This window comes from Lentzea sp. NPDC058450 (genome assembly GCF_042721395.1).
GTDB lineage: Bacteria > Actinomycetota > Actinomycetes > Mycobacteriales > Pseudonocardiaceae > Lentzea.
Genome location: NZ_JBHXLO010000022.1, coordinates 102,417 through 123,887, shown reverse-complemented (window position 1 = coordinate 123,887; position 21,471 = coordinate 102,417). Strand labels below are relative to the sequence as shown.

25 protein-coding genes and 1 tRNA gene are annotated in these 21,471 nt (G+C 69.0%); 13 read left to right on the top strand and 13 right to left on the bottom strand.

Annotated elements, in window-relative coordinates:
* Positions 1-140: 140 nt before the first annotated feature.
* The 3 genes from ACFWNN_RS29595 to ACFWNN_RS29585 form a co-directional block, all read right to left on the bottom strand.
* Positions 141-803: a hypothetical protein gene (locus ACFWNN_RS29595; protein WP_382443201.1), complete on the bottom strand. Its 663-nt coding sequence runs from the start codon at positions 801-803 to the stop codon at positions 141-143.
* Positions 804-1,041: 238 nt separating this feature from the next.
* Positions 1,042-1,115, bottom strand: a tRNA-Pro gene (locus ACFWNN_RS29590).
* 19 nt (positions 1,116-1,134) lie between these two features.
* Complete coding sequence (locus tag ACFWNN_RS29585; RefSeq protein WP_382443200.1) at positions 1,135-2,088, bottom strand: metallophosphoesterase; 954 nt, start codon at positions 2,086-2,088, stop codon at positions 1,135-1,137.
* Positions 2,089-2,156: 68 nt separating this feature from the next.
* Here ACFWNN_RS29585 and ACFWNN_RS29580 point away from each other — a divergent pair, with 68 nt between their 5' ends.
* Complete coding sequence (locus ACFWNN_RS29580; protein ID WP_382443199.1) at positions 2,157-2,627, top strand: GatB/YqeY domain-containing protein; 471 nt, start codon at positions 2,157-2,159, stop codon at positions 2,625-2,627.
* A 46-nt stretch (positions 2,628-2,673) separates the two neighbouring features.
* Here ACFWNN_RS29580 and ACFWNN_RS29575 read toward each other — a convergent pair whose 3' ends face one another.
* The gene (locus ACFWNN_RS29575; protein WP_382443198.1) at positions 2,674-3,390 is read right to left on the bottom strand and encodes a haloacid dehalogenase type II; all 717 of its coding nucleotides are present in this window, start codon (positions 3,388-3,390) and stop codon (positions 2,674-2,676) included.
* A gap of 54 nt (positions 3,391-3,444) precedes the next feature.
* Here ACFWNN_RS29575 and ACFWNN_RS29570 point away from each other — a divergent pair, with 54 nt between their 5' ends.
* Entirely contained in the window at positions 3,445-4,098 is a 654-nt protein-coding gene (locus tag ACFWNN_RS29570) for a GntR family transcriptional regulator (protein ID WP_382443197.1), read from the top strand.
* Here the strand turns inward: ACFWNN_RS29570 and ACFWNN_RS29565 are convergent.
* Complete coding sequence (locus tag ACFWNN_RS29565; protein WP_382443196.1) at positions 4,095-6,521, bottom strand: transglycosylase domain-containing protein; 2,427 nt, start codon at positions 6,519-6,521, stop codon at positions 4,095-4,097. The genes ACFWNN_RS29570 and ACFWNN_RS29565 overlap by 4 nt on opposite strands.
* Positions 6,522-6,758: 237 nt before the next feature.
* On the opposite strand from ACFWNN_RS29565, the gene ACFWNN_RS29560 reads away from it, so the two are divergent.
* Positions 6,759-7,049 (top strand): WhiB family transcriptional regulator, encoded by a 291-nt coding sequence (locus tag ACFWNN_RS29560; RefSeq protein WP_285635590.1) that lies wholly within the window; start codon positions 6,759-6,761, stop codon positions 7,047-7,049.
* On the opposite strand, the gene ACFWNN_RS29555 is transcribed toward ACFWNN_RS29560, so the two are convergent.
* The 3 genes from ACFWNN_RS29555 to ACFWNN_RS29545 are packed head-to-tail and all read right to left on the bottom strand — an operon-like array spanning position 7,050 to position 9,459.
* Entirely contained in the window at positions 7,050-8,174 is a 1,125-nt protein-coding gene (locus tag ACFWNN_RS29555) for an ArsA family ATPase (RefSeq protein ID WP_382443195.1), read from the bottom strand.
* Positions 8,171-9,163, bottom strand: coding sequence for an ArsA-related P-loop ATPase (locus ACFWNN_RS29550; protein ID WP_382443194.1), 993 nt, complete (start codon positions 9,161-9,163; stop codon positions 8,171-8,173). The genes ACFWNN_RS29555 and ACFWNN_RS29550 overlap by 4 nt, the downstream gene beginning before the upstream one ends.
* A gap of 44 nt (positions 9,164-9,207) precedes the next feature.
* Entirely contained in the window at positions 9,208-9,459 is a 252-nt protein-coding gene (locus ACFWNN_RS29545; RefSeq protein ID WP_382443193.1) for a hypothetical protein, read from the bottom strand.
* A gap of 68 nt (positions 9,460-9,527) precedes the next feature.
* Here ACFWNN_RS29545 and ACFWNN_RS29540 point away from each other — a divergent pair, with 68 nt between their 5' ends.
* Genes ACFWNN_RS29540 through ACFWNN_RS29525 form a run of 4 tightly spaced genes read left to right on the top strand, consistent with a single transcriptional unit; the run spans position 9,528 to position 11,875 of the window.
* On the top strand, positions 9,528-9,683 hold the full coding sequence (locus tag ACFWNN_RS29540) for a DUF4177 domain-containing protein (RefSeq protein ID WP_086668176.1): 156 nt from the start codon (positions 9,528-9,530) through the stop codon (positions 9,681-9,683).
* Positions 9,680-10,135 carry a RidA family protein gene (locus tag ACFWNN_RS29535; protein WP_382443192.1) on the top strand — a complete coding sequence of 152 codons (456 nt, stop codon included), beginning with the start codon at positions 9,680-9,682 and terminating at the stop codon, positions 10,133-10,135. The genes ACFWNN_RS29540 and ACFWNN_RS29535 overlap by 4 nt, the downstream gene beginning before the upstream one ends.
* Before the next feature lies 1 nt (position 10,136).
* On the top strand, positions 10,137-10,739 hold the full coding sequence (locus ACFWNN_RS29530; protein WP_382443191.1) for a hypothetical protein: 603 nt from the start codon (positions 10,137-10,139) through the stop codon (positions 10,737-10,739).
* Positions 10,740-10,750: 11 nt separating this feature from the next.
* On the top strand, positions 10,751-11,875 hold the full coding sequence (locus tag ACFWNN_RS29525) for a hypothetical protein (RefSeq protein ID WP_382443190.1): 1,125 nt from the start codon (positions 10,751-10,753) through the stop codon (positions 11,873-11,875).
* Here ACFWNN_RS29525 and ACFWNN_RS29520 read toward each other — a convergent pair.
* Together ACFWNN_RS29520 and ACFWNN_RS29515 are read right to left on the bottom strand one after the other, a co-directional pair.
* Entirely contained in the window at positions 11,869-12,678 is an 810-nt protein-coding gene (locus tag ACFWNN_RS29520; protein ID WP_382443189.1) for an MBL fold metallo-hydrolase, read from the bottom strand. The genes ACFWNN_RS29525 and ACFWNN_RS29520 overlap by 7 nt on opposite strands.
* On the bottom strand, positions 12,675-13,469 hold the full coding sequence (locus tag ACFWNN_RS29515) for an NUDIX hydrolase (protein ID WP_382443188.1): 795 nt from the start codon (positions 13,467-13,469) through the stop codon (positions 12,675-12,677). The genes ACFWNN_RS29520 and ACFWNN_RS29515 overlap by 4 nt, the downstream gene beginning before the upstream one ends.
* A 39-nt stretch (positions 13,470-13,508) precedes the next feature.
* On the opposite strand from ACFWNN_RS29515, the gene ACFWNN_RS29510 reads away from it, so the two are divergent.
* From ACFWNN_RS29510 to dnaN, 3 genes are all read left to right on the top strand, one after another.
* Positions 13,509-13,865: a hypothetical protein gene (locus ACFWNN_RS29510; protein WP_382443187.1), complete on the top strand. Its 357-nt coding sequence runs from the start codon at positions 13,509-13,511 to the stop codon at positions 13,863-13,865.
* 14 nt (positions 13,866-13,879) lie between these two features.
* Positions 13,880-14,776: a Gfo/Idh/MocA family protein gene (locus ACFWNN_RS29505; protein WP_382443186.1), complete on the top strand. Its 897-nt coding sequence runs from the start codon at positions 13,880-13,882 to the stop codon at positions 14,774-14,776.
* Positions 14,777-15,292: 516 nt separating this feature from the next.
* Positions 15,293-16,384 (top strand): DNA polymerase III subunit beta, encoded by a 1,092-nt coding sequence (gene dnaN / locus ACFWNN_RS29500; RefSeq protein ID WP_382443185.1) that lies wholly within the window; start codon positions 15,293-15,295, stop codon positions 16,382-16,384.
* A 228-nt stretch (positions 16,385-16,612) separates the two neighbouring features.
* On the opposite strand, the gene ACFWNN_RS29495 is transcribed toward dnaN, so the two are convergent.
* The 3 genes from ACFWNN_RS29495 to ACFWNN_RS29485 all read right to left on the bottom strand — a co-directional run bounded on the left by ACFWNN_RS29495 (position 16,613) and on the right by ACFWNN_RS29485 (position 19,408).
* Positions 16,613-17,860, bottom strand: coding sequence for an MFS transporter (locus ACFWNN_RS29495; protein WP_382443184.1), 1,248 nt, complete (start codon positions 17,858-17,860; stop codon positions 16,613-16,615).
* 374 nt (positions 17,861-18,234) lie between these two features.
* Positions 18,235-18,909: a Crp/Fnr family transcriptional regulator gene (locus ACFWNN_RS29490; RefSeq protein ID WP_030477589.1), complete on the bottom strand. Its 675-nt coding sequence runs from the start codon at positions 18,907-18,909 to the stop codon at positions 18,235-18,237.
* A 259-nt stretch (positions 18,910-19,168) separates the two neighbouring features.
* The gene (locus ACFWNN_RS29485) at positions 19,169-19,408 is read right to left on the bottom strand and encodes a hypothetical protein (protein ID WP_030477588.1); all 240 of its coding nucleotides are present in this window, start codon (positions 19,406-19,408) and stop codon (positions 19,169-19,171) included.
* 136 nt (positions 19,409-19,544) lie between these two features.
* Here ACFWNN_RS29485 and nth point away from each other — a divergent pair, with 136 nt between their 5' ends.
* From nth to ACFWNN_RS29470, 3 genes are read left to right on the top strand one after another with little or no spacing between them, the layout of a single operon-like run.
* Positions 19,545-20,252, top strand: coding sequence for an endonuclease III (gene nth / locus ACFWNN_RS29480; RefSeq protein ID WP_382443244.1), 708 nt, complete (start codon positions 19,545-19,547; stop codon positions 20,250-20,252).
* Positions 20,249-20,809, top strand: a complete 561-nt coding sequence (locus tag ACFWNN_RS29475; RefSeq protein WP_382443183.1) for a TlpA family protein disulfide reductase — start codon at positions 20,249-20,251, stop codon at positions 20,807-20,809. The genes nth and ACFWNN_RS29475 overlap by 4 nt, the downstream gene beginning before the upstream one ends.
* On the top strand, positions 20,806-21,465 hold the full coding sequence (locus ACFWNN_RS29470) for an NUDIX hydrolase (protein ID WP_382443182.1): 660 nt from the start codon (positions 20,806-20,808) through the stop codon (positions 21,463-21,465). Before ACFWNN_RS29475 ends, ACFWNN_RS29470 begins: the two co-directional genes overlap by 4 nt.
* The last annotated feature ends 6 nt before the right edge of the window (positions 21,466-21,471 follow it).

Sequence of the window (21,471 nt, the reverse complement as noted above, 5' to 3'; positions counted from 1 at the left end):
AAAAGGACTTTCGACTCTGTGGCCAGGCGTGGCCTCTGATCGAAGTGCGGGATGCAAGTTGCGAATGGCCAATTCGTACTCGAATGGACTATGCGGGAGTTGACCGGCGAGGCCGCCGGCGACCTGGCGCGGGTGTCCCTCTACGGCGTCGGCGAGCAGGCGGCGCGACCGACGACCACCTCGCCCGTGATGCCCGACGCCGGGGCGAACTTGATCCGCAGCATGGTGAGCCCGATGCTGCCGTCGCCGGGAAGGTGCCGTTCGTTGAAGATCGCCTGGGCGAGCAGCGTGCCGTCGGACTTGGTGAGGGGCTTGACGTAGCCCGCGGGCACCGGTGAGGGCAGGGTTCCGAGGCCGCTCGCGTCTTCGTACTTCCACGTCGCTTCGGTCAGCTTCTGCGTCGCAGTGCAGGTGACGGTGTAACTCCCGATCCTGATCCGGGGGCCCCTGGCGCTGACGAGCGCGGAGAGTTCGAAGTTCTTCCCGCTGGCCATCGACTTGGTCGTGGTGACGTCCTCTTCGGGGTCGACCGTAGTGGTCTCGCACGTGGTCTCGCCGCCGCCGAACGTGATCCCGGTCTGGGAGATCGTCTCCGACGAGCTGGTGGTCGGCCCCTCGATCGAGCAGCCGGCGATCGAAGTGATCGAGATGGGTGCGGAGTTGCCCTTGGTGAACGCGGCGCTGCCGAGCGATGCCTCACCCGGCGGGTTGGACGCGTGGGCCGCACCAGCGCCGGCGAACGCCCCACCGGTCACCAGCAGTGTGCCGACCAGTCCGGCTCGCAGGATGGCGGTGGCGCGCATGTCTGTCCTCCTCGGTTCTGAGATCTGCCGGAATGACAGGTCTCAGTCGAGGAGTGTCGGGGCGCTCATCCCGAATTCGGTCATCACGCAGCGTCTGTCACTCGTCGGCGTGCAGTAGTCAACTCGTCCGTGACGGTTTCGGCGCACCGGTCGTTGTCGCCGGATTTCCAGAAAGCGCAAAAACGAATCAGCCCCTGTCCGCATTTCTGCGAACAGGGGCTGACCCGTGTTATTTCAATCGGGGTGACAGGATTTGAACCTGCGACCTCTTCGTCCCGAACGAAGCGCGCTACCAAGCTGCGCCACACCCCGGCTGGGAACATGTAGAACTCTACATCATGTCCGCCCCAGCTCCGAATCGGACCCCCTCATTTCGCCCCTGACCAGGCGTAACGGGCCGGGGAACGAGGGTCAGCAGTGATGCCTCCGGAGGGCAGCAGAAGCGCACCGGGGCGTACGGCGAAGTGCCCATGCCGGCCGACACGTTCATCCACATGTGCGAGCCCCAACGGGAAACGCCGCGGGCGCGGCCTCGGTCCAGTTCGCAGTTGGTGACAACGGCGCCGTAGAACGGGATGCGGAGCTGGCCGCCGTGGGTGTGGCCGGCCATCACGAAGTCGTAGCCGTCCGCGGCGAACGGGTCCAGGACGCGCGGCTCCGGCGAGTGGGTGACGCCCAGCCTCAGGGCGGCGGTGGGGTCCGGGGTGCCCGCGATGTCGGCGTAGCGGTCGCGCTTCAGGTGCGGGTCGTCGAGGCCCGCGCAGAAGATCGGCTGGCCCGCCACCATGATGGTCTTGCGGAGGTGGGTGAGGTCTTCCCAGCCCCGTTCGATCATGCCGGCCCGCAGGTCGCGCCACGGGAGGGTCACGCCGTGGATGCGCTTCGTCTTGGCGGACGGCAGGAGGTAGCGGGCCGGGTTCTTGAGCCTCGGGGCGTAGTAGTCGTTGCTGCCGAAGACGAAGACGCCCGGCTTGTCGAGGAGCGGGCCCAGTGCGCGCAACGTGCCTGGTACGGCGTCCTTGTGGGCCAGGTTGTCGCCCGTGTTGACCACGAAGTCGGGGTTCAGGTCGGCCAGGGCGGCCACCCAGCGCTGCTTCGAGACCTGGTTCGGGGTCATGTGCAGGTCCGAGATGTGCAGCACCCGGATCGGCTTGGCGCCGGGGGACAGGACCGGCACCGTGGCGGTGCGCAGGGTCCAGTGCCTTCTCTCGATTCCGGCCGCGTACGCGATGGTCGCGGCGCCGAGGGCGGTCGTGGCGAGGAGTGCGCGGCCCAGCTTGTTCACGTGTCAAGGGTACGGAAGGGCGTTAACTCGATCGGCGCGGCATCCGGCGGGCGGTACCGTTCTGCCTCATGGCGGAGTTGAAGACGCGGCTGAAGAACGACCTGACCGCGGCGATGAAGGCGCGTGAGACGGTCACGGCCGGCGCGCTGCGGATGGCTCTCACGGCTGTCACGAACGAGGAGGTCTCGGGCAAGTCCGCCCGTGAGCTCAGCGACGACGAGGTCGTGAAGGTCCTCTCGCGCGAGGCGAAGAAGCGCAAGGAGGCCGCGGAGGCCTTCGACGGTGCCGGCCGGGCCGAGAAGGCCGAGCTGGAGCGCCAGGAGCTCGCCGTGCTGGAGATCTACCTGCCCAAGCAGCTCGACGAGGCCGAGCTCAAGTCCATTGTGGACAAGGCGTACGACGCCGTCGCCGCGCAGCTCGGTGAGGCGCCGGGGCAGAAGCAGATGGGCCAGGTCATGAAGGCCGTCAACGCCGAGGTCGCGGGCCGCGCCGACGGTGGCCGGGTGGCCGCCGCGGTGAAGGCCAAGCTCGCCGGCTGAACGAACGAGTGCCGCAGCGGCCCGGAAACCGCTGCGGCACCACGAGTCAGAACGCCTTGTCGACCGCGTCCGCGAACTCGCCCATCGAGCCGAACTCCAGGTCGTAGGAGAACTCCCCGGACGGCTCGGGCGTCGCGCCCCAGCCCGGCCTGTCGTGCCTCCGGTTGATCCACACCGACCGCAGGCCCTCGCGCCTCGCCGGAACGTGGTCGTGGAACAGGCTCTGCGCCACGTGCAGCAGTTCCGACCGCTCGATCCCCAACGACTCCAGCGTGCGGTCCAACGCCCGGAAGTGGTTCTCGGCGGGCTTGTACGCGCCGACGTCCTCCGCGGTGACGATCGCCGCGAACTCCCCGCGCAACTGCCGGTTGCTGCCCGCGAACCCGTCCCGGTGCACGTTGGACAGGATGATCAGCTGGTAGTGGGAAGCCAAGCGCGCCAACGCATCCGCGGAGTCGGCGAACGCGGGCCAGTCCGGCACGGACGCCCCGAGCCGCGCGGCCCACGAGTCGCTCACCTCGGCGCCCAGCGCCTCACCCGTGCGCCGGAACGCGGCCGCCAGCACCTCCGGGTACAGCGCGCCCGGCGTCGCAGCCTGCACCGCGGACTCCGCCCGGCCGTAGGCCAGCAGCAGTTCCTCGTCTGAAACCGAAAGGCCGGCCGACCGCGCCCACGGCGAGAGCACGGCGGCGATCCCCGCCTCCCAGTCGATGAGGGTGCCGTAGCAGTCGAAGCTCAAAGCCTTGAACGTCGTCAGGTCCATGACGACAAACTGTAGTACAGTTCAACTGTAGGGCAACCGTATTAGGCTGGTCACATGTCAGCCCTCGACGGCCTCGAAGTCCGGCGCACCACCACGGCCCAGCAGCTCGCCGACGGCCTGTCCGAACGGATCATGGCCGGTGCCTTCGGCCCTGGGGACAGGCTCAGGGAGAGCGCGATCGCCGCCGAGCTCGGGGTCGCCCGCAACACCATCCGCGAGGCCGTGCGCATCCTGGAGCTGACCGGCCTGGTCCGCTACGAGGTCAACCGCGGCGCCGTCGTCATCGCCCCGACGCCGGAGAAGATCGACGCGCTCTACACCGCCCGCGAACGCCTGGAGACCGCCGCGCTCGCCCGCGCGCCCCGCCCCGAGCAGCTCCAGGCCCTCACCGAGGCGTTCGAAGCGCTCGAAGAAGCAGCCGACAAAGACGACCTGCAACAGATCGTCGACCTCGACCTGGCGTTCCACCAGCAGATCGTCGCGCTGCTCGACAGCGCCAGGCTGGACGAGTTCTTCGCCGGACTCACCCAGGAGCTGCGCTTCTACCTCACGGTGCTCTCAAAAGAAGAGACGCCGGACCAGGTGATCGCGGAGCACCGGGCCATCCTCGACCCGATCCGCCTCGGCGACCGCGAGAAGGCGGTCGCCGAGGTCCGTGCTCACATCGACACGAGCGTCCAGCGCCTCAAAGCGAAACTCGGCAGCTAACGGTTCGGTTCGGTCGGCAGCGTGATCGGTGGCGGCTCGTTCGGGTTGCCGGGATTGGGCGGCGGTGCCGGCGGCTCCGACGCGACCGGTGGCGGCACGTACCCCGAGCTCACCGACAGCGTGATCACCGTGCCGCGCAACGCGTTGCCGCGCGGCGACTGGCTCACCACGGTGCCCTTCGACTTCTCCGAGTTCACCGACTGCTGGCTCACCTTGTAGCCCGCCTGCTCCAGGATCCGGGTGGCGTCGTTGACCTGCCTGCCCACCACGTCCGGGACCTGGATCTCGCGGCCGCCCTTGAGGTACCGCTGCTCCACCTGCGGCAACGGCGAGGCGGGCAACGAGCCGTGCACCTTCGTCATCGTCTCGAACCACGTCTTGGCGGGGATCGTGCCGCCGAAGATGTTGCCGTTGCCGCACAACCGGGGCTGCGCGCCCAGGCAGATCGGCCGCGGCGAGGTGCCGTCGTTGAACGTCTGCACGGCGCCCGCGAAGTCCGGGGTCGCGCCGATGAACGCCGCCGACTTGTACTCCTCGGTGGTGCCCGTCTTCGCGATCATCGGGCGGGTCCACTTGGCGTTGCGGGCCGCCTGGGCCGCGGTGCCGTTGCCGACGTCGTCCTTGCTCATGCCGACCGCGAGGCCGTTCGCGAGGCCCTCGGCGACGACCTGTTCGCAGGGCGCCTCGTTCACCTGCACGGCCTTGCCGTTGCGGTCCAGCACCTTCGCGATCGGCGTGGGCGGGCACCACTTGCCGCCGCTCACGATGGTCGCCGCGACGTTCGCGAGCTCCAGCGTGGACACCGGCGCGGGCGAGAGCGTGAACGACGCGTTGCCGCCGTTCTGCTTGTAGAACTCGGTCTGCGAGATGCGGTTCTGCTTGTCCTTGGCCTTCGGGTCCGGCCGCGTGCCCTGCAGGTTCGTCGCCATCGTCTCGCGCATGCCGAGCCGCGAGGCCATGTCGACGACCGCGTCCATGCCGGTCTGCTCCTCCAGGATGACGAAGCCGGTGTTCGGCGACGTCGCGAGCGCCTGCTGCAACGACATGGAGGACGGGTAGCTGGAGTCGAAGTTCGACAGGCAGTACCAGCGGGTGCCGGGCTCGCCGGTGCTCGGGCAGCGCTGGGCGCCACCCTTGAACACGCGCGAGACGTGCGAGGTCGGCGTCGGGATGACGTTCTCGATGCCGAGGCCCTTCTCCAGCGCCGCCGCGGCCGTGAACACCTTGTAGATGGAGCCGGCGCCGAACTTGTTCTCGACCCCGCTCGGCAGGTCGTACGTCGTCTGGCGCAGGTCCGCCTTCAGGCCGTAGTCGCGGTTCGCCACCAGCGCGAGCACCTCGTGGCGCTCCTTGCCGGGCTTCACGACGGCCATGGTGTTCGCGATGCCGTCGACGGTCTTGCCGACGCCCGCCTCGGCCGCGGCCTTCGCCTGCGAGGTGACGCCCCGGTCCAAAGTGGTCTGAACGGTGTAGCCGCCGGTGCGCAGCTGCTCCTCGCTGAAGCCCGCGCGCTGCAGGTAGTTCACGACGTATGAGCAGAAGAAGCCGTTCTCCGGCCCGGCGCCGACGCAGCCGTTCGGCGGCGTGCGCACCGGGGTCTGCAGACCGAGGCCTTCCTTCTTCGCCGCCTCACCCGCGTCGCGCGACAGCTTGTCGTTCTCGACCATCCTGTCGATCACTTTGTTGCGCCGGTCCAAAGCTTTGTCCGGATACGCTTCGGGGTCGAGTGCTGACGGACTGTTCACCATTCCCGCGAGCATCGCCGCCTGCGGAACCGTCAACTTGTCCGGAGTCGTGCCGAAGTAAGCCTGGGCGGCCGCCGCGATGCCGTAAATGGTCGAACCAAAAGGAACGACGTTGAGGTACCGGGCGAGGATCTCCTCCTTGCCTAGCTTTCGCTCCAGCTGCAGCGAGATCCGGGCCTCGCGCATCTTGCGCGCGATGGTCTGCTCCTGGGCCTTGGCCTGCTCCAGCTTGTTGTTCCTGGCGACCACGTGGACCAGGTAGTTCTTGACGTACTGCTGGGTGAGGGTCGAGGCGCCCTGCGAGACCGAGCCGCTGACCTGGTTCGTCAGGCCCGCGCGGATCGTGCCCTTCCAGTCGACGCCCTGGTGCTCGTAGAACCGCCTGTCCTCGACCGAGATCAGCGCGGCCTTCATAGTCGGCGAGATCTTCTCGGGTGGTGTGAGCACCCGGTACTGGTCGAACAGGTAGGCGATCGGCGCCCCGTCCTTGTCGGTGACCGTGGTGATCAACGGAGGGTCCGTCGTCACCAGGTCTGCGGAGATGCTGTCCACGGTGTCGCTGGCTCTGTTCGAGACGAGACCTGTCGAGCCCACGACGGGGAACAGCATGCCGGCGAGGAGAACCCCAGCCAGCAGGCACAGGCCGAGCATCTTGAGCACGCCATTCCTGACTCGCACGCGCCTCAGCGTACGCCGTACACGAACGGGTGAAGGTGATCAGTAAGTGCCGTTACTCAGCATGAGTAGAGATACGCACGACAGGTAACAGTCGGGTGACCCAGGCTTGGACAGGGAACCGAACGGCACTACAGTCCGTCAACGTCCAAGGAATGCAGCCGTAGCTCGAACGCTACGGCATCCGTGGCAGGGGTGTGGCGGATTTCCACATTTGGACAGCACTGAGGAGTGGGGGATATGAACCAGGGGGATTGGCGTATCAACGCTTCGTGTCGTGACGAAGAGCCGGACCAGCTCTTCGTTCGTGGCGCGGAGCAGCGCAAGGCGAAGCTCGTGTGCCTGGGATGCCCGGTGCGCATGGAATGCCTGGCCGAAGCGCTGGACAACAAGATCGAGTTCGGGGTCTGGGGAGGCATGACCGAGCGCGAACGCCGTGCTCTGCTGCGCCGCCGTCCGGACGTGGACTCTTGGCACGAGTTGCTCGACAACGCACGTCAGGAACACGTCGAGGACTCACGAGTCGGTTAGTCACTCACCGGCCAGCCGGCGACCTATCTCCCGGAGGCCGTCGAGGTCGTGCACGTCGGCGGGCAACGCAGGCACGCCGACCAGCGCGACACCGGGGTGAGCACGCGTGAACCGGGCCAGCAGTCGCTTCTCTCGATCGGCGACTGCCACCCGGTCCGCGTGCAGCCGGAGCACTGCCGCGGCGAGGGGCGCGTCACCGGAGCGGTCGAGGTCATCGGCCGCTGCCAGCGCCTTCGCCGCGGGCAGGTCCGCCGCGAGCACCGGATGCGTCCGGTTCGCGACGAGTCCGCACAACGGCATGTTCTCGGCGCTGAGCCGTTCCACGAAATAGCTCGCTTCGCGCAACGCGTCCGGTTCCGCCGCCGCCACGACCACGAAACCGGTTCCGGGCGAGCGGAGGAGTTCGTACGTCCGCTGGGCGCGCTCGCGGAATCCTCCGAACATGCTGTCGAAAGCCTGAACAAAAGTTGAAGCGTCCTGCAACAGCTGGCCGCCGACGATCGTGGACACGGCCCGCGTGAAAAGGCTGAAACCGGTTCCAACGATCTTCAACAACCCGCGGCCGGACGCCCGCGCGGGCGCCGAGAGCATCCTGATGAACTTGCCGTCGAGCACGGTCGAGAGCCGCTGCGGCGCGTCCAGGAAGTCGAGCGCCGACCGCGACGGCGGGGTGTCGACGATGATCAGGTCCCACTCGTCCTGCGCCACCAGCTGGCCCAGCTTCTCCATCGCCATGTACTCCTGCGTGCCGGAGAACGACGAGGAAATGGTCTGGTAGAAGGGGTTCGACAGGATCTGGTCGGCCCGGTCGCGGCCCGCGTGGGTGAGCACCATGTCGTCGAACGTGCGACGCATGTCGAGCATCATCGCGAACAGCTCGCCCTTGGGCTCGAAGCCGTCCACGACCACCTCGCGCGGGTGGTTGTCGAGCTCCCGCAGACCCAGCGACTGGGCGAGCCGCCGCGCCGGGTCGATCGTCAGCACGACCACGCGCCTGCCGCGTTCGGCCGCGCGCACCGCCAAGGCCGCCGCCGTCGTCGTCTTGCCGACGCCGCCGGAGCCGCAGCAGACGAGAACGCGCGTCTCCAGGTCGTCGAGCAGCGGGTCGAACTCGAGCTTGTTCATCGGACTCCCGCCGCGACCAGCACCTCGGCCAGCTCGTACAGCGCGGCCACGTCCACCCCGTCGGTCAGGTCCGGCAGGTCCAGCGTCGGCAGGTCGGAGTGCGACAGCAGCTCCTTCGCCTCCTCCTGCGACTGAACGCGGATCGCGTGCTCCACGGTCTCGTCGACCAGGCCTTCGAGCGTGAACTCGTCCAGGTCCAGCCCGGCGGCCTGCAACCCCGTGCGCACCCGTGACTCGTCCAGCCTGCCCTGGGCGGCGACCGGCACGGACCGCGCGGGCAGACGTGCCGGCTGCACCCGGTTCACGAACACCGCGCCCGGCCGCAGGTCGGCGCCGTCCAGCTCGGCCACCGCGTCCAGGGTCTCGCGCACCGGCATCTCCTCCAGCAACGCCACCAGGTGCACCGCCGTGTCACCCGAGTGGAGCAACCGCACGACGCCCTCGCTCTGCCCCTTGATCGGACCGACCTTCGCGAGGTCGGCCATGGCCTTCGTGACGTCGAGGAACTTGACCACGCGGCCGGTCGGCGGCGCGTCCAGCACGACCGCGTCGTAGAGGTGGCGGCCGTCCGGCCCGACCCGGTTCACGCACTCCTTGACCTTGCCCGTCAGCAGGACGTCGCGCAGGCCGGGCGCGAGCGTGGTCGCGAACTCGATCGCGCCCATCTTGCGCAGCGTGCGGCCCGCGAAGCCGAGGTTGTAGAACATCGCCAGGTACTCCAGCAGCGCGGCCTCGGCGTCGACGGCCAGCGCGTGCACCTCACCGCCGCCCGGCGCGGACGCGATCCGCTCCTCCGAGTACGGCAGCGGCGCGCGGTCGAAGAGCTGGGCGACGCCCTGCCTGCCCTCGACCTCGACCAGCAGCACCCGGCGGCCACCGGTGGCGAGCGCGAGCGCCAGGGCGGCCGCGACCGTGGTCTTGCCCGTGCCGCCCTTGCCGGAGACAACGTGCAGACGGGCTCGGGTCAGCTCCTCGGTCCACGACGTCACACGTCCAGACTATGTGTGAAATCGGTCGAAGGTGGACTGGTCGGTCAATCGGCCATGGTGAGGAAGAGAACGGCCATCGCGGTTGCGGCCACCAGCCCCCACGCCACGACCGACGGCAGGAACAACGCGATGCTCGCCGTGATGACGACCACGACCACGAGCCCGATGAGCCCCGCCTGGACCACCTGGGTGCGCTGGCTGTGCTTGCGATCACGCACCTGCGCCATGGCGACGAGCACCATCACCAGCCCACCCACCGCGAACAGGCCGGTGGCGATGATCCGCCAGGTCTCCATGTGATCAAGGTAGCTCCAACGACGAGAACCGCGCAGGCGCCGCTCGGGTGGCAAGTTAGGCTCCGCGCATGACGAAGTGGGAGTACGCGACCGTGCCGTTGTTGATCCACGCCACGAAGCAGATCCTCGACCAGTGGGGCGAGGACGGCTGGGAGCTGGTCACGGTGCTCACGAACCCGACCGGTGAGCAGCACGTCGCGTACCTGAAGCGGGTGAAGGCATGAGCGACTGGTCCACCCGCCTGAAGGAACTCGGCATCGAGCTGCCGGGCGTCGCCGCCCCGCTCGCCGCCTACGTCCCGGCCACCCAGAGCGGCCCGTGGGTGTTCACCTCCGGCCAGCTGCCGTTCGTCGACGGCCAGCTGCCCGCCACCGGCAAGGTCGGCTCCGAGGTGTCCCCGGAGGAGGCGAAGCAGTACGCCGCGACGTGCATTCTCAACGCCCTCGCGGCCGTGCACGCGCTCGTGGGGATTGACTCGATCAAGCGAGTCGTGAAAGTTGTCGGGTTCGTGGCCTCCGCCGAGGGCTTCACGGGGCAGCCGGGCGTCATCAACGGTGCCTCCGAGCTGCTCGGCGAGATCTTCGGGGACCTGGGCAAGCACGCCCGGTCGGCCGTGGGGGTCGCAGAGCTGCCGATCGGCGCTCCAGTGGAGATCGAACTGATCGTCGAGGTGTGACATGTCGGACACGTGCCACGAACTGCTCTTCAGGCTGGCCGGGCGCGTCCCGGACGACCTGCTGTGGCGGTACCGGGACTGGGCCTCGTCGGACGCGTACGCGGTGCTCGCGCGGTCGTTACCGCGCACGCTGCTGCACGGACGCATCCCTCTGACCGATCACGAACTACGCCTTTTGCAGGACGCGCTGGTGCCCTACGGGGCGGATCCCGGTTCCCTCAGTTCGGTCAAAGGACTGGACGAACTGCCGCCCACCGACTACACCTTTTCCCCGGAATCACCCGATCGGGTGCCGATGGGAGATTCCGCGTCCGTCGTTCTCGGTGCCACCCTCCGTGGCCGGAACGGGGTCGGCGAGGTCCGCTCCTGCTGGCGCATCGGTCCCGAGGGGATCAACCGCGTCCTGCTGGTGGCGGCCACGACCGGCCACGCCCGGCTGACCGGCGAGTTGCAGCGCGTGCTGCGGGCGCTGGGCGAACACGACCCGTGCGTCGAGGTCGTGCCGTCCGGTCTGGACCTGCCGCCCTACCACCGGGCGGCTCTGGCGGCATCGGAGCTGGTGTGCGCCGGCGCCGAGTCCGATGAGCACCTCGTGCTCAGCTAAGGAGAGCTGACGTGACGAACGACGGTGTCGGCCTGCCGGTCCGTCTCCACGATCTCCTGCTGTCGATGGCCGGGCGCGTGGACGACGACGCCCTGTCGCAGGCCCGCGAGTTCCTCGCGGTCGGAGAACTGGACCGCTCGATCGAGCTGCTCCTCGGGACGCTCCTCGCGGGCGCCATCCCGGTGCTGCCCGACGAGCGCGCGGCGATCACGTGGATCCTCCACGAGGTCCGCTCGGACGCGTCGCTGACCGACCGCCTGCCGGTGGTCGAGATGCTGCCGTTCCTGCGGCACCGCTTCACCTCCGAGACCGACCCGGCCTCGGACATCGCCGGTCACCTGATCCGCGCGGTCTCGGTGCTGCCCGACATCCGCTCGGTGCGGTGCGTCTGGCGTTCGTCGCCGACCGGGTCGACGCCCGGCCCGCTGCCGCAGCGCGTCGTGCTCGTGGACGTCGGTCCGCAGGGCTTCCCGCCCGCGACCGCGTACCGGGTCGACGCGGTGCTGCGCAAGGCGGGCGTGCGCGCGGCCGTCGAGGTCCTGACGACCGGCGTGCAGCTCAGCGACTACCACGCGGCCGCGGTCACGTCGTCGCGTGCCATACCGATCTCCGGGGCACCCGTCCCGGTGGCCGACCACGTGGCGCAGCAACAGCAAGCGTGGTTCGACCAGCCGGTCGAGGAGCTTCCCGCTCCGGCGCCGGTGGCCGAGCCGACACCGGCGCCGGAGCAACGGGAAGAGACCGGCTCACGACGCACACGTTCCACCCCGGCCCTGGAGGGCTCGCAACCCTTCCCGCCGAAGCCCGTGAAGCGCATCCCGATGGCCTCCAAGGAGCCCGAGATCGAGACGCTTCCCGAGCCCGTTCCGATCAACAGGGCCGAGGTGACCACCGAGCTCAAGGCAGACGAGCTCGCGGCACTGCAGGCCGCACTCGCCGAGCCCGCCGAGCCCTCCTCGGTGGACGCGAACCTCAGCGAGCGCGAACGAGCCCTGCTGCAGCAGCTGCACGAGGAGCTGGCGCAGCGGGAGCAGTCAGGGCCGCAGGGGCCCGACAGCGGCCGGTGGCAGATCGACAGGTCCTCGACGCGCCAGTCCGCGTTCGGGGCCACGAACAACGGCCACCAGCCTCAGTAACCGCTCTTCAGGTATTCGAGCTGGGCCCGCACCGACCACTCGGCGGCGGGCCACAGCACCCTGTCCACGTCCGCGTAGACGACCTCGACGACCTGACGCGGGGTCGGGGCGCCGCCGAGCCGTTCGACGGCCTGGCGGACCTGCTCCAGGCGCTGGGTGCGGTGGGCGAGGTACATCCGCGCGGCCTCGCCGGCGTCGGCGAGCTCCGGGCCGTGGCCGGGGAGCACCGCGGTGTTCTCGGGCAGTTCGGCCAGCAGCTTGAGCGACTCGAAGTAGTCGCCCAGCCTGCCGTCCGGGTGGGCCACGATCGTCGTGCCGCGGCCCAGCACCGTGTCGCCGGTCAGCACCGCCTCGCCGTCGATCACGAAGCACAGCGAGTCGCTGGTGTGGCCGGGCGTGCCGAGGACCCGCAGTTCCAGGCCTGAGCTGGTGATGACGTTCCCGTGCGTGAGGCCTTCCGACCCGTAGGTGAACGTCGGGTCGAGCGCGCGCACCGGAGCGTTGACGAGTTCGCCGAACCGCTTGGCGCCTTCGGAGTGGTCCGGGTGGCCGTGGGTCAGCAGGATCTCGGAGACCGGGCCGTGCTGCGCCACGCGACCGAGGTGCGTCTCGTCGAGCGGGCCGGGGTCGATCACCACGTACGACTCGGCGTCCGGGGCCTTGAGCAGCCACGTGTTGGTGCCGTCGAGGGTCATCGGCGACGGGTTGTCCGCGAGCAGCACGGCGGCGTGTTCGGTGACCTGGCGGAGCTCACCGTAGAGCGGGTGCGCGGCGCGGGCGCCGATCAGCGGGGAGCCGCTCACTGGAACACCACCCGGATGACGTCGCCGTCGCGGATCAGCTTGGGGATGATCTTCTCGACGCTGCGTTCCTCGGCCATGACCTTGCCGACGCTGCCGAGCGCGCCCACCTCGTCGAGCGTGCGCCAGGTGGGCGGCATGAGCATCCGTCGGCCCTCCTGGGCGTCCTGGATCGCGTTCCCAGGCGTCTGCCAGGCCGCGTCCGACGCCTCGGTGGTCTCGCCGTCCGCGTTCTGGCCCTGCGGCAGCGCGGCGACGAAGAACCTGGTGTCGTACCGGCGCGGCTCCTCGTACGGGGTGACCCAGTTGGCCCACGGGCGCAGCAGGTCGGCGCGCAGCACGAGGTTGTTCTGACTGAGGAACTGGGCGAGCGAGATCTCGCGGTCGACCAGCTGCTGCCGCGCCTGCGCGTACTGGCTCGTGTCGGCGACGACCGAGCCGGCGTCCGGGCCCGCGAGCAGCACGCCCGACTCCTCGAACGTCTCGCGCACGGCCGCGCACACGAACGCCCTGGCCGTTCCCTCGTCGACGTTGAACACGTCGGCCCACCACTTCGGCTCCGGCCCGGTCCACGCGACGGACGTGTCGGCGTCACGCCGGTCGACCCCGCCACCGGGGAAGACCGACATGCCGCCCGCGAACGCCATGCCCTTCACGCGGCGCAACAGGAAGGCCTCCAGGCCCTCGGCGCCGTCGCGCAGCAGCACGACGGTGACGGCGTCCTTGGCTTCGGCGGGTTGGGAGACCGGCTTCGCGGGTACCAGGTTTCCCGGCAAGGTCATGTCGTCGGGCATCCTCCGAGCGTACGACCGCGCTAACCCGAGGATGGTGTGATGGCGACGAAGGTCTCCGGTTGTCTGGTGCAGGTGCTGCTGTTCCTCCTGGGGGCGGTGCTGGCCACCGGCCTGACGGCGGTGGCGGGCGTGGTGATGTTCGTGCCCGACCGCACGACCGTGATCAGGGTGGATCCGACGGCCGACACCCCCGGCGTGTACGTCAAGGAGGTCTCGCGGCTAGTCGGCGGCACCTACTACGAGATCTGGCTGGGCCCGACCGAGGACCGCGGCCACGTCGTGACGGTGCCCACCGGCTGGGACCACGACCCGAGGCGCGAGTCGTCCTCCGACGGCATGCGCCTGAAGTTCGGCAACGGCGGGGAGATCTTCGTCCCCAAGGCCAGTTACTCCTGAGGCAGGATGGGCGAGTGGACGAACAGCTGCGCGTAGGACTTGTCGGCGCCGGACCGTGGGCGGAGATGATCCACGCCCCGGGCATCGCGAACCACCCCGGCACCTCCCTGACCGGAGTCTGGGCCCGCCGCCCGGAAGCCGCCACCTCCCTGGCGTCCTCCTACGGCGCCGAGGCCTTCGCGGACTACGACGCAATGCTGTCCACTGTGGACGCAGTGGCGTTCTGCGTACCTCCGGGCGTCCAGGGCCCGATGGCCCTGAAGGCCGCACAGGCAGGCAAACACCTGATCCTGGAAAAGCCGATCGCCTCCTCCGTCGAGGAGGCCGAGGCCCTGGTCTCCGCCGTAGAAGCAGCAGGCGTCGCGTCCCTGGTCGTCCTGACCCGCCGCTACGCCCCGGAAACCAAGGAGATGCTCGCGCAACTCCACCGCACCGGCGGCTGGACCGGCGCCGACAGCCGCTGGATCTCCGGAGCCCTTCTATCCGGCCCGTTCTCCGACTCCCCGTGGCGCCACGACAAGGGCGCCCTCGACGACGTGGGCCCGCACGCCTTCGACCTGCTGGACGCGGCCCTGGGCGAGATCACCGACGTCCTCGCCGCCAACGTCACCGACACCGGCCTCTGGCAGGTGATCCTGCAACACTCCGGCGGCGCCACCAGCACCGTCTCCTTGTGCCTCTCCTTGCCGGTGCAGCCACCTTTCGCCGACTTCACCGTCTTCGGCGAGAACGGCCACCGCACCCTGACCAACCGCGACACCCCGGCCGCCGAGTGCTTCACGAACCTGCTCGACGACTTCGTGGCCATGGTGCACAGCGGCACCGTCACGCACGAGTGCGACGCACGCCGAGGCCTGCACCTGCAACGAATCATCGACCAGGCCCGTCGCAAGGCAGAAAGCACTTCCTGACCACCACGCACGCACGCAACCGCAGTCGTCAACGCAGGCCAACCACGCACGCAAACCAGGCGCGCGCCCTCAGCCGCAGTCGTCAACGCAGGCCAACCACCTACGCAGGCCCGGCGCGCGGTGCCAACCGGATAGCCGTCGACGCAGGCCAACCACTTACGGAACCTGGCACGCGATGCCGAAGGCGAGCCCGAACGGGCTGATGCCCGCCACAGAGCCGGTTCCACCCGCGCATGGCGATTGGGGCTTGACTTTGGGTGCGAGGTGCTAGCTTCTCGAGCTCGGCCGGGCGCTTTTCAGCCCGGCCTTTTCCGGCCGACCAGCGCCTCGCAAGGGCCCCGAAGTCAAGCCCCAATCGCACACCCCAGGTCTTTCGTCGAGACCCGCGCAACCAACTCTCGCAACCGCAGCCCAAGCAACCCAACGCAACCCACCCCGCTGGAACAGGAACCCGACCACAAAACTCCACCCGCGGACCCCAAAAATTGTCAGGGGTGCCCGCTAGCGTCCAGAACCATGGACCTAACCGCCACGACCAGCGCCTTGGCCGCAGCCGCCGCCGAGGTGGCGCGCCTGCTCCCCACGCGCGTGCTCGACCCGGTCCTCGCAGGCCTCCGCCTCCGCGCCGGCACCGACGTGGAGGTAGCGGGCAGCGACCAGGAACACGGCGTGCGCCTCACCATCAACGCCACCGTCCACACCGAGGGCGAGGTCCTGGTCCCGGCGAAGCCACTGGCCGCCACCCTCCAGGCCCTGGACGACCCTCAGGTCAGGCTGAAGGTCGAGGGCCAGCGGCTGGCCGTCCGCACGCCCACCTCAAGGTTCGCCATCCCGCTGCTCGACCTGGACCACCACCCCGGGGTGCCGCAGCTACCGGTGCTCCGGGGTCACGTCGAGGCCGATAAGCTGAAGATCATCGCGGCGGTGGCCGGCGCAGCCAGCCGGGACGACGCGTTGCCGATCTTCACCGGCATCCGGGTCTGGTCGGACGCGGGCAGGTTGCACTTTCTGGCCACCGATCGCTACCGGATGGCCCACGGCACGGTGCCGTGGGAACAAGAAGGTCAACTCGACCTGTTGGTACCTGCGAAGGCAATTGTCGAAGCAGCCCGGCAGGCCCAAGGCCGTGTCGCCCTGCACGCGAACGAAGACCGACTCGGTCTTGCCTGGGGAAACAACTCGATCTCCACCGCGCTCCTGGCCGCTCCGTTCCCGGACGACCGCGCGCGCCGACTCCTGGAGGCAGTCATCGACAGCACGGTGCTCGTGGACGCCGACGCGCTGGCGCGCGCCGTCCGCCGAGCCACGCCCTACGGCGGACCTCACCAGGCCGTGACCATCCAGGTCGAGGACTCCGAGGTCAGAGTCAAGGGCAACGACCCGCAGCAGGGCGAGTCGGAGGAGTTCGTCAAGGCCACGGTCGAGGGCGACCACCTGACCAAGACCTTCCAGGCCCGCTACCTCGCGGACGCGCTGAAGGCGTTCGCCGGCCGCCGGATCGAGCTGAAGATCCAGGACGGCCTGCGCTCGACCGTGCTCACCTCGGAGCCAGGTGAGGACGGCGTCGAGCTCACGTACCTCGTCGTGCCGATGCGCTCGGTGGCCTGACCGGCCTGCACGCAAAGGGCCGGCCCGAAACCGGACCGGCCCTGCAAGGCAGCGTCGACACGAGGCGAGCCCAGCTATCTCAGCGCAAGCTCACCTACTCACGCGAGCTGAACACATCCACCTCGCACAAGCCGAACTCAGCGCAAGCTCACCTACCTCAGCGCGAGCGGAACTTCGCTCACCTCAGCGTGAGCCCACCCACCCTCACGCGAGGTGGGCTCATCCACCTCAGCGCGAGGCGAGCTCCATCTCCGACCGCGCCGGCACCTCGGCCGGCACCCCGCGCCGAACCGTCCCGCGCAGCAGCCACACCGCGGCGGCGATCAGCAGCCCCGCCACACCGGAGGCGACGAACGCCGGCCGCGTGCCGAAGTGCTCGATCAGCTGCCCGGACAGGCCCTGCCCGATGGCGAGGCCGACGGTCACCGAGGTGATCACCCAGCCGAACGCCTCCGCGGCCATGCCGTTGGGCGTGACCTGCTCGATCGCCGCGGAGTGCGCGGTCGACTGCGGCGTGATCAGCGTGCCCACCAGGAACAGCGCCACCGCCAGGCCGACGAGCGTCGCCGGGATGGCCAGCAGGAACGCCAGCAGCGCGAACCCGCCCAGCAGCACCGGCAGCCGCAGGTGCATCGGGCGCGGCCACGGGCGCATGCCGTAGAGCACGCCGAAGATCACCGAGCTGATCGACCACAGCGACAGCATCAGCCCGCCCATCGAGGCGTGGCCCGCGGCCTTGGCGAACGCCGGCACGGCCACCTCGACGAAACCGATCGTCACACCGAAGCCCAGGGCGGCCAGCGCCACCGTGCGCATGCCGGGGTAGGCGAACGCACCGAGCAGCGGACGAGGAACCTGTTCGACCGGGCCCCACGCGCGGACCACCGGGTTGAAGGCGAACCACAGGGCGCCGATGACCATCAGCACGCCACCGACGACCACGCCGGTGCCCGCCCACGGAGCCGCCAGCAACAGACCGGCGAGACCGGGGCCGAGGATGAAGAAGACCTCCATCGAGATCGCCTCGTAGGCGTAGCCCGCCATCCGCGTCGGACCGGCCGGCACCATGCGCTCCCACAGCGCGCGGGAGGCCGAGCCCACCATCGGTTCGGTCGCGCCGACGCCCAGAGCCAGCGGCACCAGCACGAACACCGACGCGCGCGCCTCGACGGCCAGCACCGAGACCAGCACGAACAGCGCGAACAAGCCCGTCACGTACAGCAGGGGACGGGTCGGGCCGAAGCGGTCCATCAGCCGGCCCTGGATCACCGACCCGAGCGCCACGCCCACCAGTGCCGCCGCCGAGACCATGCCGGCGACCGCGAACGACCCCGTCGCGCGCTCCACGTAGAGCAGCAGCGAGAGCCCGACCATCGCGATGGGCAGGCGGGCGAGCAGAGACGCGACAACAGGGCCGCGCATGCCGGGGGTCGTCAGGGCAGCACGGTAGTCGGACAGGCGAGCAGAGTGGGACATGTGTACCAGTATGCCAAACCTGGTACGGATGTACCAGATCAGGTGCGCAGGGTCACCAAGGTTGCGATTGGGTCACGGGAATGGGATGACCGGGTGAAACATGCAACGAATAGGCCTCGGACGAGGTCCTTGAGGGTGAAAGGGCTTGAGCGGTCGGGGTGGAGACATGCGAAAGTTGACTCATCCACCGAGACCAACCTCTGGCTTGAGGGTCGGGGCCTACGCGCCAGAGGGATGGAAGGCACGGTTCGTCGGGGGATGGGCCGTGCACCACAAAGGACCGGTGCGCCACGTCGGGGGTGGCGCCCGGTCCTTTGTGTACTCCAGGAAAAGCGAACGGGCTCGTCGGTGAAGACCGACGAGCCCGAATACAGCTAGCGGGCGCGGCGCGCGAGGCGCTCCGGGTCCAGGATCAGCACGCTCTTGCCTTCGAGCCGCAGCCAGCCGCGGTGCGCGAAGTCGGCCAGAGCCTTGTTCACGGTCTCGCGGGACGCGCCCACGAACTGGGCGATCTCCTCCTGCGTCAGGTCGTGCGTGACGCGGAGCAGGCCGGCCTCCTGCGAGCCGAAGCGCTGTGCGAGCTGCAACAACGCCTTGGCGACGCGGCCGGGCACGTCCGTGAAGATCAGGTCGGCCAGCATCGAGTTCGTCCGGCGCAGCCTGCGGGCCAACGCCCTCAGGAGCTGCTCCGCGATCTCCGGCCGGTTGGTGATCCACTGACGGAGCGCGGGGCGGTCCATGGACACCGCGCGCACCTCGGTCACCGTCGTCGCGGTCGACGTGCGGGGGCCGGGATCGAAAATGGACAGTTCGCCGAACATGTCGGAGGGCCCGAAGATCCCCAACAGATTCTCGCGGCCGTCCGGCGACTTGCGGCCGATCTTCACCTTGCCGGACTGGATGATGTACAGGCGATCGCCCGGCTCACCCTCCGCGAAGATCACGTGGCCACGCGGGAACTCCACCGTCTCAAGAGTCGTCGCCAGCGCCTCTGCAGCTGCCGGGTCAACACCTTGGAAGATGCCCGCTCGCGCCAGGGTCTCGTCCACCTCGTCCCTCCTAATCGACGCGACGGCACGCCTACCACCATCTTTGGTGGAGTCAGCGCCGTGCCGCCGATCACTGCGTTGCAGTCTAAGGGCTCTCTTGTGGATCGCCGCTCGGCTCGCCGTCTTAGTAGGAACAACGCGACTGACTCGATCCAGAGCCCAACGAATCAGTCTACGCCATTCGGGTGCTGGTCAGCACGGGGCCACCTGCGACCGGCGCATATGTCCGGTTCGCGAAGGCCGGCGACCGTGCCGGTACCTAGCGGACGCGCTTGCGGGCACCACCGCGGCCGCGGCGACGCAGGCGGAACATGTCGAGTGCGCGACCGATGCCGTGTCCGTAGAGCGCCTTGACCTCTTCGGGCCTGGCGGACTCCAGGAACTCCTCGACCTCGTTCTCCTGCACGGCAACGTGCCGGAGCTTCGCTTCAACCCGCTCCATGAAGAGCGCGAAGAACATGATCACGATCGGAACGACGATCACAAGCCAGGCAGTCATGATGCTCCGAAGTGTGGCGCATGAGGGATTCGAGTGCGGATCTAGGGGTCGGTTCCGGCGTGTTGACTACTCTGGATCAGTGCCCGCTACCAAGAAGCCGGAAACCAAACTAGGTCTGACGCGCAGGGCCCGCCGGATGGTGCGCGTGCTGGCCGAGGGCTACCCCGACGCGCACTGCGAGCTGGACTTCACCACGCCGCTCGAGCTGGTCGTGGCGGTCATCCTCTCCGCGCAGTGCACCGACAAGAAGGTCAACGAGGTCACCCCCGCGCTCTTCAAGAGGTATCCGACGGCCGCCGACTACGCCGGTGCCGATCGGACGGAACTCGAAGAGATGCTCCGCCCCACCGGTTTCTTCCGGAACAAGGCGACGTCTCTGCTCGGTCTCGGTGCCGCCCTTGTGGAGCAGCACGACGGTGTGGTGCCGGGAAACATGGAGGAGCTGGTCAAGCTCCCTGGTGTAGGACGCAAGACGGCCAACGTGGTTCTCGGCAACGCGTTCGATGTGCCCGGGCTCACAGTCGACACCCACTTCGGCCGGCTCGTGCGCCGCTGGGGCTGGACCGATCTCGAGGACGCCGTGAAGGTCGAGCACGCCATCGGCGAGCTGATCGAGAAGCGCGACTGGACCATGGCCTCGCACTGGATCGTCTTCCACGGCCGCCGCGTCTGCCACGCCAAAACCCCTGCTTGTGGTGCCTGTCTGCTCATGAAGGACTGCCCGTCGTACGGCCTCGGCCCGGAGGACCCGGACAAGGCCGCCAAGCTCGTCAAGGGCGATGAGAAACCACACCTGATCGAGCTCGCCGAGCGGGTTCGGGCGGGTGAGAAGCTGGGAGGGTGAACAACCGCACGCGCTGGCTCGTCGTCGTGCTCGTCCTCGGCGTGGCGGGCGTGGTCGCGCTGTGGCCGCGTGACGAGTCACCGCCGCCGCCCACGCCCTCCCGCCCGACGCAGGACATCGCGGCGTTGCGCGTGCAGGCCCAGCTACGGCCGTGCGTGCCCGGTGCGCAAGAAGGCATTGGTGTGACGTGCCTCGGTGACGGCACCCGGACGGCCCTCGCGCTCAAGGGCCCGCTCCTGATCAACTTCTGGGCGACCTGGTGCCAGCCGTGCCAGGAGGAGCTGCCCGTGCTGGATTCCTACGCGAAGCAACCAGGTGCCGTGCCGGTCGTCCCAGTTCTTGTGGAGAGCAGGGAGGCGGACGGCCTGGAGCTGCTCGCCCGGCTCGGCGTGCGGCTGCCGTCCGTCCACGACGAGGCCGACGGGCTGCGCAAGCAAGTCAAGGCGCCGAAGTCGCTCCCCGCCACGTATTACGTATCAGCGGACGGTCAAGTCCGGCAGATCACCGATCCGCCGTACTTCACCGCTCCGGACCAGGTGGAGAAGGCGGTTCGATGACGGAGGCGGCAGAGCCACCCGACTGGATGCGGCGCCTGGCCAAAGCTACCGAGGAGATCGACGCACGAACGTTCATGCGGGACCCGCGCACCTCGCAGCGGGCCTACCGCAAGGCGGCCGTGCTGATGCTGTTCGGCGAGTCCGAGGACCACGGGCCGGACGTGCTGCTGCTGCGCAGGGCGGACACGTTGGGCTCGCATCCGGGTCAGGTGGCGTTCCCCGGCGGAGCGCAGGACGACACGGACGACGGCCCGGTGGGCACGGCATTACGCGAGGCTTACGAGGAGACCGGTGTACTTGAGTCAGGAGTGAGACCACTGGCTTTGCTGCCGGAGCTGTACGTGCCGGTGTCGGGGTTCGTGGTCACGCCCGTGCTCGCCTACTGGGAACAGCCGAGCCCCGTCGCACCGGTCGATCCGGCGGAGACCGCCGCGGTCGCGCGTGTGCCCGTGGCGCATCTCGCGGATCCCGCCAACAGGTTCCGCGTGCGTCACCCCTCGGGCTACGTCGCGGCGGCGTTCTCCGCGCCGGGCATGCTGGTGTGGGGTTTCACCGCGGGGTTGATCAACGGCCTGATCGCACTCGGCGGCTGGGAACAGCCGTGGGACGCGACCGATGTGCGTGACCTTGAACTAGCGTTGCGCGCTACACAGTGAGGCGGA